Here is a 21,124-nt window from a genome sequence, read left to right on the forward strand (position 1 = left end):
CGTGCCGTGAGCGCGTCGGGACAGACGGGGGCAGCGCATGGACGCTGTGCGGCTGATCGTGACGAGCAGACGCGCTCTGGCGGGGGGCGGTGCCGCGCCGGACGTCATGGCGGAGGTGTGGCAGGCGCAGGCCCTGGCCCAGGCGATAGGCAGTCGCCTCGCGGTCTCCGGGCCACCCGAATTACGGGGCGAGGCGCTGGGGTTGACCGAGCTGGCGGGCCGAGGCTGCGGTGTCCTCGACCGCCCGGACATCGACACCGAACACCTCCGCGCCGCCCAGCTCACCGAACTGGGCGACGCCCGCCAGGCCCTCCTCTACCTCGGCGGCCTCCTCGGCGAGGTGGGCATCGCCCTCGTGGGCCTCGCCTCCGCCGCGGACGACGAGGGCAGGTACTGGCAGTGCATGGAAGCCATCGACGCGGCGGACGAGTCGAGGGACCGGGTCCTGGAGATGCTGCGCAGACTGGCGGACAGGGACGAGGCGTTGCCCGCGTAACAGGCGCCGGGAGCGCCGGCTCCGCGCGAACCGACGATCACGGCCGTACACCGGGTAACCGGGTCACTGGAGAGGCCACTGCCGCGCGCGGCCTTGACGGATATTCACCTGCCCGGGCATGGGTGTGACCGGAGGGACCGATGAGGGCGACCGCCCTCACAGCGTGCAGGATGGAGGCATGGATCTTCGCATCTTCACCGAGCCCCAGCAGGGCGCCACCTACGACACCCTTCTCACTGTCGCCAAGGCCACCGAAGACCTCGGCTTCGACGCGTTCTTCCGCTCCGACCACTATCTGAAGATGGGCTCCGTGGACGGCCTCCCCGGTCCCACCGACGCCTGGATAACCCTCGCCGGCCTGGCCCGTGAGACGAAGCGCATCCGGCTCGGCACCCTGATGACCGCCGGCACCTTCCGGCTGCCCGGCGTGCTCGCCATCCAGGTCGCACAGGTCGACCAGATGTCCGGCGGCCGGGTCGAACTGGGCCTGGGCGCCGGCTGGTTCGAGGAGGAGCACACGGCGTACGGCATCCCCTTCCCGAAGGAGAAGTTCGCGCGCCTGGAGGAGCAGCTGGAGATCGTCACCGGGCTGTGGGCGACGGAGGCCGGCGAGACCTTCGACTTCCACGGCACGTACTACGACCTCACCGACTCGCCCGCGCTGCCCAAGCCCGCACAGCGCAAGATTCCCGTGCTCGTCGGCGGCCACGGCGCCACCCGCACCCCGCGGCTGGCCGCGCAGTATGCCGACGAGTTCAACATGCCGTTCGGCTCGTTCGAGGACAGCGAGGTCCAGTTCGGCCGGGTGCGTGCCGCCGCCGAGGAGGCGGGCCGCAAGACCGGCGAGATCACCTACTCCAACGCCCTCGTCGTCTGCGTCGGCAAGGACGACCAGGAGGTCGCCCGCCGCGCCGCCGCCATCGGCCGCGAGGTCGACGAACTGAAGGCCAACGGCCTGGCCGGCACCCCGTCCGAGGTCGTCGACAAGATCGGCCGCTACGCCGGGATCGGCTCCGAGCGGATCTACCTCCAGGTCCTCGACCTGTCGGACCTGGACCACCTGGAGCTGATCTCCTCGCAGGTGCAGTCGCAGCTGTCGTAGCGCGCCGAAGGGCGCTGTGTGCCTGTGTGCCTGTGTGCCTGTGTGCCTGCGTGCCTGTGTGCCTGCGTGCCTGCGTGCCTGCGCGACTGTGTGACTGTGACGAGCCTGTGGCCGGAACTGTGGCCTCCGCCACAGGTGATGCGATCCGGATGCTGGTGGGGTGGCCCGATGCGAAGAGCCACCCCCTTACTCCCGGCCCTCGCCGCCGCCCTGCTCGTGGCCGGCTGCGGATCGGAACGCGCCGGCTCCCCGGGCGGCGGAGCCGGCGCAACGCCCCGGACCCCGGTCTCCCCGGTCTCCGATCCGGGGCTGGACGGTGTGCGGATCACCGGCCTGACCCTTCCGTCCCCCTCGACGCCCGGGGTCGTCTCCGCGAACTCCTCGGTCTCCGCCGCCTACGAGGTGGTCAACGACAGCTCCGAAGCGCTGACGTACACGATCCTGTTCGACTTCACGACGGCCACCGGCGAGGTGATGACCAACACCCGGCAGACCGTGCACGACGTCGGGCCCGGCCGAACCGTGCGGCGGACCGTCGACATGCCGCTCACCATGGGCAGCGGCCGGGACGTGAACGTGACGCAGGTGAAGGTCTCCGAGGTCACCGGCGTCCCCGCGGCCGAGGCGCCGGCCGCCCCGGGCAAGTGCCCCTCCTCCGGGATCAACGTCACCGTCGACGAGGGCGACGCCGCCATGGGGCTGCGTGTCGTGGGGCTGTGGCTGGAGAACTGCGGCACCGCCGACCACCACGTCGAGGGCTACCCGCAGCTGACCCTCCTCGACGAGGACCGCGAACCGATCGACAGCGTCAAGATCCTCCAGGGCAGCGGCGCCATCACCACCGCAGTCACCGGCACCGACGACCCGCCGCGGCCCGTGACCCTGAAGCCGGGCGAACGCGCCCGGGCCGGTCTGGTGTGGCGCAACACGACCGAAGCCGGCCTCGAAGCGGTCAACGCCCCCTACGTCAGGGTCCGCGCGAAGTCCGGCGCCGCACCGGTCACCGTGACGCCCCACCTCGATCTCGGGACCACCTCGGAGCTGGGAGTCGGCCCCTGGCAGGCGGCGGAGCGGTAGCGGCTCGGATAAACGAAAGCGCCGGTCGGCAGGGGTGTGGGATCGTATGACCGGCATCCTGCCGAGCCCTCGGGATCAGCATCCCTGGGGGCTTTCGCTTGTACGACACCCATCACATCCACCGGCCGGAGAGGCCTCCGTATGTTCCTGACGATCAGTACCACCGGCACCCCCGAACGCCCCGCCACCGATCTCGGCTTCCTGCTGCACAAGCATCCCGAGAAGGCGCAGGCGTTCTCCACGTCCTACGGCAAGGCGCACGTCCTCTACCCCGAGGCGGACACCGAGCGCTGCACGGCGGCGCTGCTGTTGGAGGTCGACGCGGTGGCACTGGTCAGGCGCGGCAAGGGCAAGGGGCGCGGCGGCGCTCCCGACGCGGCGCTCGCGCAGTACGTCAACGACCGCCCGTACGCCGCCTCCTCGCTCATGGCCGTGGCGCTGAGTGCCGTCTTCTCCAGTGCGATGCGGGGCGTGTGCAACGCCAGGCCCGAAGCGGCCGGGCGGACCAGGCCGTTGCGCATCGAGGTGCCCGCGCTTCCGGCCAGGGGCGGCCCGGATCTCGTACGAAGTCTCTTCGAGCCGCTCGGCTGGGCGGTGACCGCCGAACCGGTCGCGCTGGACAGCGAGTTCCCGGAGTGGGGCGACTCGCGGTACGTGCGCCTCGTACTGGAGTCGGACGCGCTGACCCTCGCCGAGGCCCTGCGGCACCTGTACGTCCTGCTCCCCGTCCTCGACGACGCCAAGCACTACTGGGTGGCTCCCGACGAGGTCGACAAGCTGCTGCGGGCCGGTGAGGGCTGGCTGCCCGAGCACCCGGAGCAGAAGCTGATCACCAGCCGCTATCTGTCGCGCCGCTGGTCGCTGACCCGGCAGGCCATGGAGCGGCTGGAGCTCGTGCGGCTGGCCGAGGCCGACGACACGGAGGTCGAGGAGATCGACAACGCCGTCGAGGCGGAGGCCGAGACGGAGGAGAAGCCGACCCCGCTCGCCGTGCAGCGCCGGGACGCGATCGTCGCCGCGCTCCAGGCGTCCGGCGCCGCCCGGGTGCTCGACCTCGGCTGCGGGCAGGGCCAGTTGGTGCAGGCCCTGCTCAAGGACCCGCGGTTCACCGAGATCGTCGGCACCGACGTGTCGATGCGGGCGCTCACCATCGCCTCCCGTCGGCTGAAGCTGGACCGCATGGGGGAGCGGCAGGCCTCGCGCGTCCAGCTCTTCCAGAGCTCGCTGTCGTACACCGACAACCGGCTCAAGGGGTACGACGCCGCCGTGCTGAGCGAGGTGATCGAGCATCTCGACCTGCCGAGGCTGCCGGCCCTGGAGTACGCGGTGTTCGGCTCGGCCCGTCCCCGGACCGTGCTGGTGACCACGCCCAACGTCGAGTACAACGTGCGGTGGGAGAGCCTTCCGGCCGGACACGTCCGGCACGGCGACCACCGCTTCGAGTGGACGCGCGCCGAGTTCCGGGAATGGGCGGACGCGGTGGCCGGACGGCACGGATACGACGTGGAGTTCGTACCGGTCGGGCCCGACGACCCCGAGGTGGGCCCGCCCACACAGATGGCCGTTTTTTCCATGGGCGCAGCCGGTGTCAAGACCGTGCACGAGAAGGAGGCGAAGGCAGCATGACCGAGACGCAGAACAAGGGACGGGTCCTCCCCGTCACCGACCTCTCCCTGGTCGTCCTCGTCGGCGCCTCCGGCTCCGGCAAGTCCACCTTCACGCACCGGCACTTCAAGCCGACCGAGATCATCTCCTCCGACTTCTGCCGAGGCCTGGTCTCCGACGACGAGAACGACCAGAGCGCGACCCGGGACGCCTTCGACGTCCTGCACTACATCGCGGGCAAGCGGCTGGCCGCCGGCCGCCGCACGGTCGTGGACGCCACCAGCGTGCAGCAGGACTCGCGTCGGCAGCTGATCGACCTCGCCAAGAAGCACGACGTGCTGCCCATCGCCATCGTGCTCGACGTGCCGGAGGAGGTGTGCGCCGAGCGCAACGCGGCCCGCACCGACCGTGCCGACATGCCACGGCGCGTGATCGGCCGCCACATCCGCGAACTCCGCCGCTCCGTGCGGCACTTGGAGCGCGAGGGCTTTCGGAAGGTGCACATCCTCCGAGGCGTCGAGGACATCGAGAACGCCACCGTCGTCACCGAGAAGCGCTTCAACGACCTGACCCACCTCACCGGCCCCTTCGACATCGTCGGCGACATCCACGGCTGCGCCTTCGAACTGGAGACGCTGCTCGGCAAGCTGGGCTACACCGACGGCGTCCACCCGGAGGGCCGCACCGCGGTCTTCGTCGGCGACCTCGTCGACCGCGGCCCGGACAGCCCGGGCGTGCTGCGGCGCGTCATGTCGATGGTGAAGTCGGGCAACGCCCTGTGTGTGCCCGGCAACCACGAGAACAAGTACGGCCGTTACCTCAAGGGCCGCAAGGTCCAGCACACCCACGGACTCGCCGAGACCATCGAGCAGATGGACTGCGAGAGCGAGGAGTTCGTCGCCGAGGTCCGGGAGTTTATCGACGGGCTGGTCAGCCACTACGTCCTCGACGGCGGCAGGCTCGTCGTCTGCCACGCCGGTCTGCCGGAGAAGTACCACGGCCGCACCTCCGGCCGGGTCCGCTCGCACGCCCTGTACGGCGACACCACCGGCGAGACCGACGAGTTCGGGCTGCCGGTGCGCTATCCGTGGGCGGAGGACTACCGGGGCCGAGCGGCCGTGGTCTACGGCCACACTCCGGTCCCCGAAGCCACGTGGCTCAACAACACCATCTGCCTGGACACCGGCGCCGTCTTCGGCGGCAAGCTCACCGCGCTGCGCTGGCCGGAGCGCGAGCTGGTCGACGTACCGGCGGAGCAGGTCTGGTACGAGCCGACGAAGCCGCTGCGCAGCGAAGCGCCGGGCGGAAACGACGGACGCCCGCTCGACCTCGCGGACGTGCACGGCCGCCGGGTCGTGGAGACACGGCACGCGGGCCGGGTGGCGGTCCGGGAGGAGAACGCCGCGGCGGCCCTGGAGGTCATGAGCCGTTTCGCGGTGGACCCGCGGCTGCTGCCGTACCTTCCGCCGACCATGGCGCCGACCGCCACCTCGCACATCGAGGGCTACCTGGAGCACCCGGCAGAGGCCTTCGCCCAGTACAAGGAGGACGGCGTCGAGCGGGTCGTGTGCGAGGAGAAGCACATGGGCTCGCGGGCGGTGGCCCTGGTGTGCCGGGACGCCGAGGCGGCCCGCAATCGCTTCGGGGTCGACGGCCCGACGGGTTCCCTCTACACACGCACCGGCCGCCCGTTCTTCGACGACGCGTCGGTGACCGAGGAGATCCTCGGCCGCCTCAGGACGGCGATCGGCGAGGCCGGCCTGTGGGCCGAACTGGACACCGACTGGCTCCTGTTGGACGCCGAGCTGATGCCGTGGTCGCTGAAGGCCTCCGGTCTGCTGCGGTCGCAGTACGCCGCCGTGGGTGCCGCGTCCGGCGCGGTCTTCCCGGGAGCCGTGGCGGCCCTGGAGGGCGCGGCGGCACGCGGAGTCGATGTGTCGGACCTGCTGACCCGTCAGCGCGAACGGGCCGACGCCGCCTCGAAGTTCACGGACGCCTACCGGCGCTACTGCTGGACCACGGACGGTCTCGACGGCGTCCGCCTGGCACCGTTCCAGATCCTCGCCGTCCAGGGCCGCAGCCTCGCCGGACTGCCGCACGACGAGCAACTGGCCCTGCTGGACCGGCTCGTGGAGCACGACGCCACGGGTCTGCTGCAGACCACCCGGCGCCTGTACGTCGACACCGGGGACCCGGAGTCGGTGCGGGCGGGCGTCGACTGGTGGCTGGAGATGACCGGACGCGGCGGCGAGGGCATGGTCGTCAAGCCGGTCGGCGCGATGGTCCGCAGCCCGGAGGGACGTCTCGTGCAGCCCGGCATCAAGTGCCGCGGCCGCGAGTACCTGCGGATCATCTACGGTCCGGAGTACACGCGCCCGGACAACCTCACCCGGCTCCGCGGCCGGTTCCTGAACCACAAGCGGTCGCTGGCGATCCGCGAGTACGCGCTCGGCCTGGAGGCGCTCGACCGGCTGGCCGAGGGGGAGCCGCTGTGGCGGGTGCACGAGGCCGTGTTCGGGGTGCTGGCGCTGGAGTCGGAGCCGGTGGACCCGAGGCTGTAGTCGGCCACTGGGATCTGTGAGGGTCGGTTTTCGGCCGAGTCGCCCAACTGGAGGGCGCTCGGCCGGACTTCGACCCGCGCGGCCCCGCTTGTCCCTGGTTAACCGCCAGTTGCCGTGCTAACTTCGCAGGTCGGTCAGGCAGGCATACCGGCTTCATGGGGGACAGTCGGTGAAGACAGGCGCGGGGTTCGGCAGGCCCGAGGACGGTTCCGCGCGCCCGCAGGCACTGCAGCTCCTCCAGGACCTGACCGACGGCCTGTGCGAGCTGAGCTGCACGGAGGACTCCGAGAGTCGCCGCCAGTTCGCCACGCTCCTCGGACAGTACCTCGGCCGGCCGGTCGACGTACGTGGTGTCCGACAGCGTGACGACGTGGTGGCGCTGGTCCGGGTCGCGTTGAACGTGGCGGGCGGGGAACGCGTACTGGTCGGGGTGGTCCGTCTCCTCGAAGGAAACCCGGCGGGCGACGAACTCGACCGGCTGATCGACCCCTTCCCGGCCGCCGCCTCCGAGACGCCGCTCGGCCCGCTCAGCCGTGACGACGAGAGCAGCGCCCGTGCCGTCCTGGCCAAGGGCGAGATCTCCGCGAGCCGGCTGCGGGACGACCTGGTCGGGGAACTCAACGGACTCGACCTGCCCACGGGGCTCTTACCGGAACAGCTCTTCACACACGTCCTGGAGTGGAACACCCAGCCCGACGGCCTGCCGCCCGCCGTGCTCCTCCTGGACCGCGCGGCCCGGCTGGCCCTGGCCCCCAGCCATCGCGCCGCCCTGTCCGGCTGGACCGACGACTGGGCCGGGCGCGCCGGTCTGACCCAGGAACTGGAGCGGCGCAGGGCGGCGCGCGTCGGCGTGGCGAGCGACCCCGACATTCCCTGCTGCCTCATCGTGGCGGTCGAGCCGGCCCGGGACGGCACCGACGAGATCGTCGTACGCCCCTGGCTCAACACGGTCCCCGGACACTGGAACCCCCAGCCCGGCGAGCCGGCCACCACCACCCTCGACGGCCTCGGCACCGCCGTCGAGCAGGCGCTCAGGCAGGGCGCCCGGCTCTGGACGGTGCCGCGCGAGCCCGAACCGGGCGGACGCGTGCAGCCACCGCCGTACATCGAGTTCGTCCTGCCGTACGACCTCCTCAACCACGATGTGGCCGGGCTGACCCACCGGATCGGCGACGGGCGGCCGCTGCCGCTCGGGCTGAAGTACGGGGTGCACTTGCGGAGCCTGGAGCGCATGCGCAGCAACGACGCGCTGGTCAGGGAGCAGTGGAGGGAGCGGTGGCGCACCCTGCGGGAGCACGGGGTCACGGTCCACGGCTGGAGTGAACCGGATGGTGGGCGCCTCGACGCATGGCAGGCCGTACTTGCCGGGGAGAACAGACATACGGCCGTGGTGCTGGACGCCCCGGCCGACCGCCTTGCCCTGGAGGCGCTCAAGGCCGCCATCGCGGAGGGGATCGGACTCGCGGTCTGGGACCGCAGAGGTGTTTTCGACGAGGAACGCCGGGAGGTGGTGACCGCCGTGTTCGCCGCCGTGCCGACGCCTGCCCGAATTCCGACAGCCATTCACAGACTGCGGCAGAAGGCCGAGTCGCACACCCAGGGGCCGAGCCGGCTCCTGGGCCGGCACATCGGCTTCTTCTGGGACGATCCCACCCGACTCGTTGACATCGACCCCGGCGATCTCGCCGGCGAGGAGGCACCGGCATGAGCGCGCACGAGCGGACGTCCCCGAACGGCTGGCGCGTCTTTCACGCCACGGGCAGCGCCCCGGCCGTCCCGCCCCGGCTGCCGGAGCCGCCGCCCTGGCGCAGCTTCCGCGGCGACCCGCTCCAGCCCACGCCGCCGGACGACCCGGAGGCCGCCCTGCGCCGCCTGGGCCCCGGCGACATCACCCCGCAGCTCGGCCCGGACGAGATCGACACCGTCAACGCCGCCCTGCTGCTGCGCCGGCCCCTGCTGATCACCGGCCCGCCCGGCGTCGGCAAGTCCACCCTCGCCTACCTGATCTCCCGTGAACTGGGCCTGGGCCGGGTCCTGGAGTGGAACATCGTCAGCCGTACGACCCTGCGCGACGGCCTGTACGTCCACGACGCCATGGGACGCGCCCAGGCCATCGCCGCCTGGCAGGCCGGACTGCGGGACGCGGGCGGCCCCGAGGGCGCGGCGGCCGACGTGGCGGGGGCGGCCGACGTGGCGGGGGCGGTCGAGGACGTCAACCCGGGTCTCTTGTCAAGAGATCGTCAACTCCCGCCGTTCCTCGGCGACTTCATCACCCTGGGTCCCCTCGGCACAGCCCTGCTGCCCTACGATCGTCCCCGTGTGCTTCTCGTCGACGAGCTCGACAAGAGCGACATCGACCTGCCGAACGACCTGTTGCACGTCCTGGAGAACGGAAGCTATGACGTCCCGGAGCTGGTGCGCGACGCCGCGGACACCGCGCGCGTCCACACCAGCGATCCCGGGGGCCATGCGCTGGTGCGCGGCGGACGTGTCGAGTGCCGGGAGTTCCCGGTCGTGGTGATCACCAGCAACGGAGAACGCGAATTCCCCGCGGCCTTCCGCCGGCGCTGCCTGCCGCTGGAGATGCGCACCCCCACCCGGGAGCAACTCCTGGCCATGGTCGAACGGCACCTCGAAGGCCGCCCGCAGGGCACCGAAGACCTGGTCGACCTGTTCGTTCAGCGGGTCCAGGCCGGCGGAACCCACTCCCTGGACCAGCTACTCAACGCTGTCCAGATGACTACCGCGGGTGGTTTCCAGGCGGATGGTGACGGGCGTAAGCTCGTGGAAATGCTGCTCCGCGACCTCGCGAAGGGCCGCTGAATGACCGGCTTTCCCAGGGAGCGCGCGTCCGGGCTCGGCGACGGAGGTCCCGTATCGGGGTCGTCGCCTCCTTCGGCGTTCTCCGAGTCCGTCGAGTACACGCGAGAGCACGGAGCGACGTTCTCCGCCGCCCTGGACCAGGACGCACCGGCCCGGCCCCCCTACGCCGAGGAACAGTCCACGCCGCGCTGGCAGGAGGTCGCCGACGCGGTCTGGCTCGCCGCCCACTGGTCCCGCCACGACCGCCCGCCAGGGGAAGGCGCGGCGCAGGGGCCCGAGTCCACACCCACGCCCCCGTCGTCCACCCGCACGGACGCCGACGCCGTACGACGCCCCGACGCGCCCGCGATCGACGAGGCGAGCCCCGCGGCCCCGCCTGCCGCGGACGCCCCGCGACGGCCGCGGCGCTCGCCCGCCGACGCCGACCCCCTCGGCCTGCAGGCCCCGCCGCCCCGGGGCCCCGCGCACCGGCCCGGCCCGCCGGACACCGACGGCGCGAGGGACGAACTGTCCGTACCCGCCCGGCTGTTACCCCACCCCGAAGGGCCGTTCGCGCTGCACGTGGGGCGCCCCCTGCTGCCCGACGACCGCCCCCAGCAGGGGACCGGCCGGGCCACGGCCCTGCTCGCCCGCGCCCTGCACCAGCTCGCCCGGCGCATCCCCTCCCGCGACACCCTGGAGCTCGACGAGGAGACCACCGCCGAGCAGGGCCTTGCCGACGGCATGTGGCTGCCCTTTCTGCGGCCCGCCCGCACCTCCGCCTTCGACCTCATGCTGCTCGTCGACGACGCGCCCACCATGCGGATCTGGGAGGAGGCCGCGTCCCACCTCGCCCGGGCCGCCGAGCACAGCGGCGCATTCCGGGGAGTGCGCACGGTCCGGGTGAACGTGCCGCGCACCGGCGCCGCAACCCTGCGCTGGAGCACCGGACGGGCCGCCGCCGACCCCGCCGAACTCCTCGACGGACGCGGCGGCCGGATCTTCCTCGTCGTCACCGACGGCCTCGCCCACGGCTGGGCCGCGTCCGCCGCAGACGAGCTGCTCGGCCGACTCGCCCATGCGGGTCCCACCGCCCTCGTCCACCTGCTGCCGCCGCACCTGCGCCACCGCTCCTCGCTCTACCCCTACCAGGCCGTCCTGGAGGCCGGAGGCTTCGGCGCCGCCAACAACGGCCTCGCCCACTGGGCGCCGCCCGGCGGCCCCGACCCGCTGCGCCCGCTGCCTGCGGCGGGCGACGGCTCGGTGCCGGTGCCCGTGCTGTCCCTGAAGGCCGGTTCCGTCTCGGCCTGGGCCGACCTCGTCACCTCAGAGCGTGGCGTACGCCGCGCGCTGCCCGTCGTCCTGGCCGGCACCCTCACCAAGGGTGCCCCCGCGCCCGGACTGCGCGCCCCGCGCTTCCCACGCGCCGCCACCGCCGCCGTCCGCAGATTCTTCACCCTCGCCACCCCCGCCGCACGTCGGCTCGCCACCCAACTCGCCGCCATTCCCTTCGAGTTCGACCTCGTGGAACAGCTGCGACGGCGCACCATGCCGGAGACCGGCCCCGACCACCTCGCCGAGATCCTGATGGGCGGGCTGATCGACTGGGACAGCGGCGGCGAGGGCCGGCCCGAGTTCGCCGAAGGGGTGCGCGAGGCGCTGCTGGCCACCACCACCCGCAGCCAACTCGCCCGCACCGTCAGCGTGGTGGGCGAGCTGCCCGCCGCCGGCGAGCGCGGCCTCGCGCTGCGTGCCGCCCTGCGCGACCCGGCCGGCACCACACTGCCCGACCCCGCCGAGCACGGCTGGGTGCGCAGCGAACTGGCCGTGATGCGCGCACTGTCGGGACCGTACTCCGAACGCGCCAAACGCATCGAACCCAACCTCGCCAGGCTCGGATCCGGTGCCGCCGAACGGGTGCCTGCCCGTTTGCCCGTGGGCTCACTCCCTGAGGTGAACCACGCGGGCGGCGGGGGATCATCCGGCGGCGGAGAAGGCAGGGATCCAGCAGACGTCCCCGACGGACCTGGAGAACCCCCCGTGCAGAGCCTGGTAACCGACGAGAACCAACAAGAAGCCCCGGAGGCTGAGCAGCTCATGCAGCGCACCACGACCGAAACACCGGCTCTTCTGGTGAACGTTCCCCTCAGGAACACGTCGTTCGTCGGCCGCCAGACGCTGCTGAGGTCCGTGGAGGAGCAGCTCAGCGCCCAGGACACCGCGGCCGTGCTGCCGCACGCACTGCACGGCCTCGGCGGCGTCGGCAAGTCCCAGCTCGCGCTGGAGTACATCTACACGCACCAGCACGACTACAAGGTGATCTGCTGGATCCCCGCCGAGCGCGAGAGCCTCATCCTGGCAGCCCTCGCCAGTCTGGCCGCCCAGCTGGGCGTCGCCCCGACCGGCCAGGACAGCCTCGGCGCGCCCGCCGCCAACACCGCCGTGCCCGCCGTACTGGAGGCACTGCGCACCGGAGCGCCGTACGACAACTGGCTGCTCGTCTTCGACAACGCGGAGGACGTCGAGGCGGTGCGCAACTACTTCCCCACCAACGGGCCCGGCAAGGTCATCGTCACCTCCCGGAACCGGGCATGGGAACGGGTCGCCACCCCGCTGCCCGTCAACGTGTTCGAGCGCGAGGAGTCCATCGAGCTCCTCCAGAAACGCTCGCCCGACCTGAGTCCCGAGGACGCCGACCGGCTCGCCGAGGCCCTGGGCGACCTGCCGCTCGCCGTCGAGCAGGCGGGCGCCTGGCGCGCGGTCACCGGCATGCTCGTCGACGAGTACCTCGACCTGCTCGACCAGCGCAGCCCCGAGATCCTCGAACTCGACCCCAACCCCGACTACCCGGTCTCCGTCGCGGCCGCCTGGGACATCTCGCTGGAGCGGATCCAGCAGAACAACCCCGGCGCCAGGCAGCTCCTCGACATCTGCGCCAGCATGGCGCCCGAGCCCATCCCGCGGTCGATGCTGCGGGGCAGCCGGGGCGTCAGCATCACCCCCGAGATCGACCCGCTGCTGCGCGAGTCGATCCGGCTGAACCGCGCGGTGCGCGACCTCAGCCAGTTCTCGCTGATCAAGGTGGACCCGCGCTCCGACACCCTGCAGATGCACCGCCTGCTGCAGACCGTGCTCCTGGCCAAGCTGGGCCGTGACGAGCGCCGCCGCATGCGGGACGCCGCCCACCAACTGCTGTCCGCCGCGAAGCCGGGCGCCTACGGTTCCTCACTGGAGTGGCGCGCCTACCAGGCGCTGCTGCCGCACGTGCTCACCTCGCAGGCGGTCACCAGCACCGACCAATGGGTGCGCGAACTGGTCTACGACACCGTCTGGTTCCTCTACTACTGGGGCGACCACGAAGGCGCCGCCGACCTCGGCCGACAGGCCTGGAGCGCGTGGCTCGCCGCATCCGGCGAGGAGGACATCCACGTCATCCGGATGTCGAAGAGCTTCTCGTTCCTGCTGCGCCAGATCGGGCAGGTCCCCGAGTCGGTCCCGCTCTCGGAGAAGGCCCTCGAGGTCTCCCGCCGGATGGAGGTCGAGCCGGAGGAGCTGATCGACTCCCTGTGCGAGATGGCCGACGCCCGCCGCTACCAGGGCAGCTTCCAGGAGGCGCGGGACCTCGGCAAGGAGGCCACCGAGCTGGCCCGGTCCCTGTTCGGCTCCGACGACCCGGCCACCCTGCGGGCCACCCACAGCTGGGGCGTCGACCTGAGGCTGTGCGGACAGTTCAAGGAGGCCCTGCCGCTGGACCAGGAGAACGCGCGCCTGCGCGACCTGCTGTTCGGCCCGGCCAGCTTCTTCACCCTGAACACCCTCAACGGCCTGTCCATCGACATGCGGGAGAGCGGCGACTACCCCGGTGCCCGCGACTTCCAGGAGGACGTCCACCGGCGGGCGCGCACCGCGCTCGGTGAGGAGCACCCGCTCACCCTGCGCATCGCCCGCAACCTCGCGGTGTGCCGGCGCCGAGACGGGGCGCTCGCCGAGGCGGCCAAGCTCGCCGAGGAGACACTGCGGCACTTCGTCGCCCGCTACGGCCCCGACCACTTCGACTCGCTGTCCACGGCGATCAACCTGGCCGTCGACCAGCGGCTGGCCGGTGACCTCGACAGCTCCCGCCAGCTGGCCGACGTGACCCTGCGGCGCTACGAGCAGCGACTCGGCGAGGACCACGCCTACACGTTGCTGGCCCGGGCCAACCTGGCCGCCACGCACCGGGCACTCGGGGCCCTCGACACCGCGCAGGAACAGGAGGACGCCGCGGCCGGCCGGCTGGCCGAGACGGTGGGCGACCGCCACGTCCTCACCCTGACCGTCGTCCTCGGCCAGGCCAACACGGCCTACGCGCGCCTGGACTTCGAGCGGGCGCACGAGATCGACCAGGCCAATCTGCCGCTGCTCGCCGAGGCGGCGGGCGAGGAACACCCGCTGACCCTGTCCTGCACGGCCAACCTCGCGCTGGACCTGCGGGGTCTGGGTCGCGGCCCGGAGGCGGACGAACTCCAGCGCAAGGCCGTGGAGGGCTTCACCCGGGTCCTGCGCGCCGACCATCCCTGGCTGCTGGCCGCCCGCCAGCGCCGGCGCATCGAGTGCGACATGGCGCCGATGCCGCTCTAGCCTCCGGCGGGTCGCGGAATCCGGGGCGCCGCGGGCTTGCGTCGGGCCGCGAAGTGCGGGGTACGCCCGCCTGGCAGGTGACGGAGCGGCAGAGGGCGTCGGCCGGGGGATGGGCGGGCGTGTGCACGAGCGCTGCGTGCCCGGCCGTCGGCCCGTGCCGGTCCGCGTCGGCCCGTGCCGGTCCGCGTCGGCCCGTGCCGGTCCGCGTCGGCCCGTGCCGGTCCGCGTCGGCCCGCGTCGGCCCGTGCCGGTCCGCGTCGGCCCGTGCCGGTCCGCGTCGGCCCGTGCCGGTCCGCGCTGACGTGGGCGTGGCCGCAGGCGGCCGGTGGATTTCGGCGTGGACCACGTGTGAGGTCGCGCCTGCGGGCGCCGGTGGAGTGATGGCGCGGACCACCTGTGCGGTCGTCCGCGGGCAGTCAGTGGCTCTTCGGCGTGGCTTCTGCGTGTCCTCGGCGGGTGCCGGTGGTGCGACGGCGTGGACCGGCGGCGAGGGCGGGTTGTGTGGCGCTGCCGCGCAAGGCCGAACGCTCAATGGGCTTTTGTCGGGGGGCCGGTCCGGCCGGGGTGTGGCGTGGAGCGGTCCGGTCGGGGGTGTGGTGTGGCGCGGTCCGGTGGTGGTTTGGCGGGGCACGGTCCGGCTGAGGGTGTTGCGGGGGTCCGCCCGCCCGGTGGTGTGGGGCGGGTCGGTCAAGCCGGTGGTGTGGGGTGGGCTGGTCAAGCCGGTGGTGTGGGGCGGGTCGGTCAAGCCGGAGGTGTGGGATGGGCCGGTCAACCGGCGGTGTGAGGTGGGCCGGTCCCCTCCCGGGGCGTGGTGTGCCTCGCTTCGGTCGGGAGCCGTGGCCGGGCGTGGTCAGCCCAGGTCCGCCACGGGTGTCGTCGCCGTGCCGTCCTGGGCGTGAGGGGGTACCGGCGGTCGATCGAGGACGTGCTGTTCGTGGGCGGCGAGTCGGCGGACCAGGTGGAGCAGGGGCTGGGTGAGGAGGGTCGTGGCCAGGGCCATGAAGACCAGGACCGTGTAGAGCGGCTCGCTCAACAGACCCGCCTGGAGGCCCGCGTTGAGGGCGATCAGCTCGGTCAGGCCGCGGGCGCTGAGCAGGACCCCGACGGTCCGCGCGTCGTCCCGGTCCAGCCCGCCCAACCGGGCCGCCGCCGTCCCGCTGCCGATCTTCGTCGTGACCGCCAGCACCGTCACCACGAGCAGGGTGATCCACCCCGTGGCGGTCATGGTGTCGAGCGCGACGGACTGCCCCGAGACGACGAAGAAGAAGGGCAGGAGCAGCGAGCTGACGTCGTGCAACGGGCGCACCAGCTCAGGATCGAGCGTCCCGCCCTCCTCCCGGGGCACCACGACACCCGCGAGCAGCGCGCCGAAGATGACATGCAGTCCGAGGGAGTGCGTGACCCAGGCCGACCCGAGGGCGAAACCGATCAGCAACGCCAGCCGCAGCGAGGGCTCCATCCGCGTCCGCGGCCCCCACAACAGCCGGCGCAGCAGCGGCCGTGCCGCCACCAGCATCAGCGCGGTGAAACCGATCGCCATCAGCGCCCGCCACGGCCACCCCAGCGCGTACTCGCCGCTGCCGCCCTCCATCATCGTCCCGGCCAGCACGGTCCACCCGATCACATCGAGCAGACCGGCCGCCGACACGGCCACCACGCCGGGCACCGTACGGGCCAGGCCGTTCTCCCGCACTATGGCCGTCAGCACCGGCACCGCCGTTATCGACAGGGCGACCCCGGCGAACACCACCATGGCGGGGGAGAGGTCGCGAGGCATGCCCAGGTCCCGTAACTGCTCCTGGAACAGCAGCGCACAGCCGCTGCCGATCGCCATCGGCACCACGAAGGCCGCCAGTGCCACCGTCACCGCCGTGCGCGCCCGTGCGCCGAGGACCTTCAGGTCCAGTTCGTAGCCCACCGCGAACAGGAACACCACCAGGGCGAACTGCGCGAACCCCGTGAGCGCCGGACCGATGCCGGCGGGGAAGAGCCTGTCGTGCGCGTCCGGTGCGAGGCTGCCGAGCAGTGAGGGACCGAGCGCTATGCCCGCCGTCAACTGACCGACGATGTACGGCTGTTTCAGCTTCCGTGCCAGCCAACCGGCCGCGTGTGCGATCACCAGGATCAGGGCGGAGGCCCCCACGAAGTGCATGATCATCGCGTCAGGGCTCATGGTGTCCCCCGGGTGTCCCGTTGTCGGGGCCGTTGTCCGGCCGCAGGAGGGTCCTCGCACGTGTGCTCGACCCCAACCTCCTTAGGATACTGGTAACTTGACGGCGTAACGGGAGTCGTACACAACGCTGCACCGGTGTCACGGGGGGCACATGACGGCGGTCGTTTTCATTCATGGCACAGGGGTGCGTGAACCAGGCTTCTCGAAGCTTGCGGGGCGCGTGGCGGGCGGCCTGACCGCCCTGCGCGACGGACTTCGCATCGTGCCGTACTACTGGGGAGGCGCGCACGGCGCCACGCTCGCCGCGGGTGGGGTCAGTCTTCCGGCGCAGGCGGGGGGTACGACGCGAGGCTTCGGTCTCGCCGGGAGTCCGGCCGCCGCCGAAGACGACACCGCGGCGGCCTGGGCCGCCCTCTACGCCGACCCGTACACCGAGCTCGCCCTCGCCGCGGCCGGCGCCGAACCGGTCGTGGAGCGCCCGCCCGGCTCCGTACCGCCGGAACAGAAGCTGCAGGCGCAGCTGGCCGCACTCGCCGCCCAAGGGGACGCGCCCGCAGCCGAGTTGGGCCCAGGGCTCGCCCGCGCCGCCACCGACCTCGCCGCCCATCCCCTGCTCGGCCCCGCCGCCGACGCCCTCGTCCCCGACGACCTCGCGCTTCTCGCCGCCCGCAGCCTGGCCGCACGGGTCATCGCCGACGCCCTGGACGCCGACGCGCCGCTCGTCCCGGTCGGCGACACCAGGGACGCGGTCGTCGACCGGCTCTCCGAAGTCCTCGGCGCACCGGCCCGGGGCACGGGACGCGGGCTGCGCTCCCTGGTGCTGCGGGCGGCCGGGTCCGCCGCGTCCCGTGCCGTCGTACGCCGTCGCCGCGCTCTCACCGAGGCCGCGCACCCCGCAGCAGGGGACATCCTGCGTTACCTCAGCCGCGGCGAGGCGGTCCGCGCGGAACTGCGGACGCTCGTCGCGGGCCTGGAGCCGCCCGTCGCCCTGGTCTGCCACAGCCTCGGCGGGATCATCGCCCTGGACACCCTGATCTCCGCCCCGATGCCCCAGGTCCGCCTCCTGGTGACCGCCGGCTCCCAAGGGCCGTTCCTGTACGAGTCCGGCTCCCTGCCCACCCTCGAACACCCCGCCCCGCTGCCGCCGCACGTCCCGGACTGGCTGAACCTGTACGACCCGCGCGACCTGCTCTCCTATCTCGGTGCGGGCCTGTTCCCGGGCCGTGTCACCGACATCGCCGTCGACAGCCGCCAGCCGTTCCCGGCCTCCCACAGCGCCTACTGGACCAACCCGGCGGTGTACCAGCACATCGTGGACCGTCTGCCGTGACGGGTCTCGGCCCGGCCGTGGATCCCGCCCGGGTGCACGCCCTGATCGTCGGCGTCGAGAGGTACGACGCCGGATCCGGCTGGGACCTGCCGGGGCCGGCCCGGGACGCCGTCGCGTTCCACCGGCTGCTGCGCCGGGCCGGGGTGCCGGACGCCCAGCTCCGGCTCCACCTCGCCCCTTTGCCGCCGTACGTTCCCGATCTCCCGTACGAACCCGCCGACCACGCCACCCTGCGCCGCGCCCTCGTCCGGGAACTGCCGCTCGCCCAGGGTGACGTCCTGTGGGTGTGGTGGGGCGGGCACGGAGTCCTCGACCGGGCCGGTCATCTGAGGCTGTTCTGCGCCGACGCGACCACCGCCGACAAGCTGGGCATCGACCTGGACTCCGCGCTCGCCCGGTACGCCGGAGACGCCGTGCCCGCCTTCGCCGAGCAGTTGTGGATCGTGGACGCGTGCGAGAGCTTCGAGGAGACCCTCGGTTTCCGGGAGGCCCTGCCGCCCGACGCGCTGCCCGAGGGGCGGCGCAACCTCGCCCACCGGCAGACCCTGCTGCGGGCCGCCGGGCGCGGCCGGGTGGCCGCCAACGACGCCGAGCGCGCCACGGGCCTCTTCTCCGAGGTGCTGCTCGCTCTGCTGGCCGACCGCGCGGCCGTTCTGCCCGCCCCGCCCGATCCGGAGGAACTGTTTCCGGCCGTACGGACACGTATCGCGGCCCTCAGGGAAGCGGGCCGTACTCTGCAGTATCCCGAGATCCGGCTCCAGAGCCCCGAACGCACCGAGATCGTTCCCGTGGCAGGCCAGGCCCCCGAGCGGCGGCCGGTCTCGCCGCTGCTGAGGGCCGTGGAGGCGCTGCTCGCCTACCCGTTGATGGCCGACCCCACCGAACGGCAGACGGTGGTCGCCGCGTTGAACCCGCGTGTCACCGCGATGCTGCCCCGTCACACCAAGGCCCGCACGGATGCCACCGGCATACTCAACGGGCTCGCCCGGCACCACCCGGAAGCCCTGTGGGAGCTGCTCGACGCCGTGGTGTCGCTCGACGACGACCCTGAGCGCAGGGACGAACTCGACGCGGCGCTGCGTGAATTCGAGGCCTCGGCGAGGCGCCGCAGCGATCGGAAATGATCGAGTGGCGTGATCGTACGGTTTTCGACCCGGGCTTGTATGGCCATGATGGAAAAGGACACGGGCACGGGGCATCGCGTGCCACCGTGCGAGAAGGGGGAGCATCTTGGACCAGCCGCCCGCACTGCACCACCCCGCAGCCACCGCTCGCGCGTCGGCCGCCACCCGGCATGCCGACGTCTGGGAGTCGGATCTGGCGGACCTCGCGGCGCTGCCCTTGACCGCCGTGGACGGTCTCGCTCCGCTCCACCCGAACGCCCGTCTTCTCGAGGAGGTTCTGCGCGCCCGCAGCAGCATCCGGGGCGGGGGCGAGGGGAACGGGGGTGCCCGGGCCGAATAAGCGGCCCGCCCCGACGGCAGAACCCTGACGAGGCCTCGTGCGCCCGTCGGGGTACCCGCATGCCCGCACCCGCGACCGGAGGTCCCCCGCCCATGAGCAGTGAGCAGCGCCCCGCCCCGTTCCGCATGCCCGAGCGGCTGTTCGCGGAACTGGCCGCGGGCGGCGGCTCCGCGGCGGCCGTCGCCTTTCTCGAACGGGGCGAACGGGCCCGCCGGTTACTGCTCCTGCGCACCCTGCTGGACCGCCTCGCCACCCTGCCCACGCCCCTGACGCCGGCCACCGAGGCCTGGCACGTCCTCAAAGAGGCGGCGACGCGGGCGCACGACCCGGTCGAACGGCTGCTGCTCGCTCCCGCGACCGGCGGCTGGCTCGCCCATGTCCTGCGCCGGGCCCACGGCACCGCGTCCGGACCGCCGCTGTGGGCGGACGCGGGCCACCTGTGCGCCCTGGCGGTGACGGCATCCCTGCACGCCGGCACGGACGCGGAACTCCGGGTCCCTCTGGTGGACGGGGCCCTCACCCTGCCCGGCCTGGGCTTGGCCCGACTCCCGGACGCGGAAGGGGGGTTGACGGTCGGGCTGGCCCGCACGAGCGGGGGAGAGCTGACTCTTGCGGGGCCGGGGCGCCATGGAGTGACGACGTCCGTGACGATACGGCCGGGCACGGCGGGGTCGGGGAACGGGCCGGGGAGCGAGTCGGGGAGCGAGGGAGCCGGGTACGGCTCGGCGGCGGCCTCCTGGCTGCCTCTGCGCACCCTCACCCACCCGGCGCCCACCGGTACCGTCGCCATCCCGCTCGACGACCTCGACCCCTACCGCGACCTGGACGACCCCCTGCCGCCCGCCCGGCTCGACGCCGCGGAGACAAAGGCGTGGCAGCGGGTGTTCGAGGGGGCCGTCACGGTGCTCGCCGTGCCGGGCGGCGTCGGGCCCGGGCGGCTCGACCCGGCCTGGATCCGGTCGGTCGTGCCCTGGGGCCGTACGAGCACGGACCCTCCCGCCCCGCCGACCGTCCAGGTCTCCGCGTCCAGCGGCGACTCCTTCGGCGCGATGGTGATCGCCCGCCCCTCCTCCGCGCTCGCCCTCGCCGAGACCCTCGTCCACGAGTTCCAGCACAGCAAGCTGGCCGCCCTCCTCCACCTCTTCCCGCTGCTCGACGACGACCGGGAAGAGCGCTACTACGCCCCCTGGCGCCCCGACCCCCGCCACCTCACCGGCCTGCTGCACGGCGCGTACGCCTTCACGGGAGTCGCGGGCTTCTGGCGGGACCGGTTGGCCGTCGCGCGGGACGGCCGGACGGGTGGGGAGGACAGCGAGATCGCCCCGCCGGACGACCGGGCCGCCGTCGAGGAGGAGGCCGGTTACCACTTCGCGTTGCGTCGCCTGCAGAGTCGGCTCGTCGTGCGCACCCTGCTGGCCGAGGGGCGTCTGACCCCTCAGGGGCGTGCCCTGGTCTCGGGTCTGGCGCGCACGCTGGACGGCTGGCTGCGGGAGCCGGTCCCCGCGTCCGCCCTCGCCCGTGCCCGTACGGCCGCCGCCCTGCACCGCACCGAGTGGCGGCTGCGCAACGTGGCTCCGACGGACGATGCGGCGTACCCGGCAGCCACCCGCTTCCGCTTGGACCGCGCCTCCTGGCCGGACCTACGCACCCATGCCTTCGCGACCCGTCCCACCGTCCCGCACACCGCCGACGAGCACCTCGCCGCCGGCGACCCGGGCGCCGCGCTGGCCCGTTACGCCGACGAACTGGCCGCCGATCCCGCCGAACCGCACGCCCTCGCCGGCTGGATCGTCGCCCGCGCCACCCTCGACCCCGGCCGCACGGCCCGCCGCATGCTGGCCCGCCCGGAACTGCTTCAGCCCCAGCCCAGCGGCTGACCGGAACCCGCGCGTTT

At 72.8% G+C, this 21,124-nt stretch carries 13 protein-coding genes; 12 read left to right on the forward strand and 1 reads right to left on the reverse strand.

Annotated features, from left to right (window positions below):
- Positions 1-37 precede the first annotated feature (37 nt).
- From ADK57_RS24940 to fxsT, 8 genes are all read left to right on the forward strand, one after another.
- Positions 38-496 (forward strand): DUF6099 family protein, encoded by a 459-nt coding sequence (locus tag ADK57_RS24940; protein ID WP_053751778.1) that lies wholly within the window; start codon positions 38-40, stop codon positions 494-496.
- 178 nt (positions 497-674) lie between these two features.
- Complete coding sequence (locus ADK57_RS24945) at positions 675-1,598, forward strand: LLM class F420-dependent oxidoreductase (protein ID WP_053751779.1); 924 nt, start codon at positions 675-677, stop codon at positions 1,596-1,598.
- Positions 1,599-1,766: 168 nt separating this feature from the next.
- Positions 1,767-2,675 carry a DUF4232 domain-containing protein gene (locus ADK57_RS24950; RefSeq protein ID WP_053751780.1) on the forward strand — a complete coding sequence of 303 codons (909 nt, stop codon included), beginning with the start codon at positions 1,767-1,769 and terminating at the stop codon, positions 2,673-2,675.
- A gap of 141 nt (positions 2,676-2,816) precedes the next feature.
- Positions 2,817-4,301: a 3' terminal RNA ribose 2'-O-methyltransferase Hen1 gene (locus tag ADK57_RS24955; protein ID WP_053751781.1), complete on the forward strand. Its 1,485-nt coding sequence runs from the start codon at positions 2,817-2,819 to the stop codon at positions 4,299-4,301.
- The gene (locus ADK57_RS24960) at positions 4,298-6,841 is read left to right on the forward strand and encodes a polynucleotide kinase-phosphatase (RefSeq protein ID WP_053751782.1); all 2,544 of its coding nucleotides are present in this window, start codon (positions 4,298-4,300) and stop codon (positions 6,839-6,841) included. The genes ADK57_RS24955 and ADK57_RS24960 overlap by 4 nt, the downstream gene beginning before the upstream one ends.
- A gap of 169 nt (positions 6,842-7,010) precedes the next feature.
- Positions 7,011-8,549, forward strand: a complete 1,539-nt coding sequence (locus ADK57_RS24965; protein WP_053751783.1) for an effector-associated domain 2-containing protein — start codon at positions 7,011-7,013, stop codon at positions 8,547-8,549.
- The gene (locus ADK57_RS24970) at positions 8,546-9,664 is read left to right on the forward strand and encodes an AAA family ATPase (protein ID WP_053751784.1); all 1,119 of its coding nucleotides are present in this window, start codon (positions 8,546-8,548) and stop codon (positions 9,662-9,664) included. Before ADK57_RS24965 ends, ADK57_RS24970 begins: the two co-directional genes overlap by 4 nt.
- Complete coding sequence (gene fxsT / locus ADK57_RS24975; RefSeq protein WP_053751785.1) at positions 9,665-14,263, forward strand: FxSxx-COOH system tetratricopeptide repeat protein; 4,599 nt, start codon at positions 9,665-9,667, stop codon at positions 14,261-14,263. It begins immediately after the preceding gene.
- A gap of 850 nt (positions 14,264-15,113) precedes the next feature.
- On the opposite strand, the gene ADK57_RS24980 is transcribed toward fxsT, so the two are convergent.
- Positions 15,114-16,436: a cation:proton antiporter gene (locus tag ADK57_RS24980; protein WP_053751786.1), complete on the reverse strand. Its 1,323-nt coding sequence runs from the start codon at positions 16,434-16,436 to the stop codon at positions 15,114-15,116.
- 184 nt (positions 16,437-16,620) lie between these two features.
- On the opposite strand from ADK57_RS24980, the gene ADK57_RS24985 reads away from it, so the two are divergent.
- From ADK57_RS24985 to ADK57_RS25000, 4 genes are all read left to right on the forward strand, one after another.
- Positions 16,621-17,766, forward strand: coding sequence for a hypothetical protein (locus tag ADK57_RS24985; RefSeq protein ID WP_324612207.1), 1,146 nt, complete (start codon positions 16,621-16,623; stop codon positions 17,764-17,766).
- On the forward strand, positions 17,763-18,890 hold the full coding sequence (locus ADK57_RS24990; protein ID WP_053751788.1) for an effector-associated domain 2-containing protein: 1,128 nt from the start codon (positions 17,763-17,765) through the stop codon (positions 18,888-18,890). The genes ADK57_RS24985 and ADK57_RS24990 overlap by 4 nt, the downstream gene beginning before the upstream one ends.
- Before the next feature lie 106 nt (positions 18,891-18,996).
- Positions 18,997-19,230: a hypothetical protein gene (locus tag ADK57_RS24995; RefSeq protein WP_053751789.1), complete on the forward strand. Its 234-nt coding sequence runs from the start codon at positions 18,997-18,999 to the stop codon at positions 19,228-19,230.
- A 92-nt stretch (positions 19,231-19,322) separates the two neighbouring features.
- Positions 19,323-21,107, forward strand: a complete 1,785-nt coding sequence (locus tag ADK57_RS25000) for an HEXXH motif domain-containing protein (RefSeq protein ID WP_053751790.1) — start codon at positions 19,323-19,325, stop codon at positions 21,105-21,107.
- Positions 21,108-21,124: the final 17 nt, after the last annotated feature.

It is taken from the genome of Streptomyces sp. MMG1533, from assembly GCF_001279775.1.
Taxonomy (GTDB): Bacteria; Actinomycetota; Actinomycetes; order Streptomycetales; family Streptomycetaceae; genus Streptomyces.

What these genes read in the sequence shown, in the direction of transcription:
- ADK57_RS24940 (WP_053751778.1), top strand. Translation starts at nt 38, where the DNA reads ATGGACGCTGTGCGGCTGATCGTGACGAGCAGACGCGCTCTGGCGGGG.
- ADK57_RS24980 (WP_053751786.1), bottom strand. Translation starts at nt 16,436, where the DNA reads ATGAGCCCTGACGCGATGATCATGCACTTCGTGGGGGCCTCCGCCCTG.
- ADK57_RS24955 (WP_053751781.1), top strand. Translation starts at nt 2,817, where the DNA reads ATGTTCCTGACGATCAGTACCACCGGCACCCCCGAACGCCCCGCCACC.
- ADK57_RS24950 (WP_053751780.1), top strand. Translation starts at nt 1,767, where the DNA reads ATGCGAAGAGCCACCCCCTTACTCCCGGCCCTCGCCGCCGCCCTGCTC.
- fxsT (WP_053751785.1), top strand. Translation starts at nt 9,665, where the DNA reads ATGACCGGCTTTCCCAGGGAGCGCGCGTCCGGGCTCGGCGACGGAGGT.
- ADK57_RS24945 (WP_053751779.1), top strand. Translation starts at nt 675, where the DNA reads ATGGATCTTCGCATCTTCACCGAGCCCCAGCAGGGCGCCACCTACGAC.
- ADK57_RS24970 (WP_053751784.1), top strand. Translation starts at nt 8,546, where the DNA reads ATGAGCGCGCACGAGCGGACGTCCCCGAACGGCTGGCGCGTCTTTCAC.
- ADK57_RS24960 (WP_053751782.1), top strand. Translation starts at nt 4,298, where the DNA reads ATGACCGAGACGCAGAACAAGGGACGGGTCCTCCCCGTCACCGACCTC.
- ADK57_RS25000 (WP_053751790.1), top strand. Translation starts at nt 19,323, where the DNA reads ATGAGCAGTGAGCAGCGCCCCGCCCCGTTCCGCATGCCCGAGCGGCTG.